This is a genomic window from Variovorax sp. P2_H12, assembly GCF_056403395.1.
Window position 1 is genome coordinate 1 of record NZ_JBFUFO010000319.1, and the last position, 367, is coordinate 367.

The 367-nt window shown below is 65.4% G+C and carries 1 protein-coding gene; it reads right to left on the minus strand.

The window, feature by feature from the left end:
* Positions 1 to 184 (minus strand): hypothetical protein (locus AC1DYK_RS36305; protein WP_478170675.1); only part of this gene is annotated, 184 nt, incomplete at its 3' end.
* Positions 185 to 367 lie beyond the last annotated feature (183 nt).

Below are 367 nucleotides of genomic sequence, written 5' to 3' on the forward strand. Positions count from 1 at the left end.
CGCCGGCATCGGGCGCAGAATCGAGGATCCGGTACGCACCGACGCAGACCCCGCCGTCGACGAAGGCCAGCAGGAAATCTCCGTGCCGGGCGACGGTCTGGGCCGAGAAGCGCCACCAACGGGCGGCACCGTCCTCAACGGTCCGGCCGGCACGGAGCGAGGCCCTCACATCCACAGCCAGCATCAAGCCCCTCCCCACTCGCCCGCGCATCCGGCTGACTCAGTCGGTCGATCAGCCGATGAAACCAACCCTAGTACAGAACAACACTGTTTATAGCCTCATAAAAATGTTCCCTGCGGCCGACACGACGGCGACGTCGGATCCAGCTGGTCGGGCAGGTCTGTTCAGCCCGTGACTGTGCAGGGG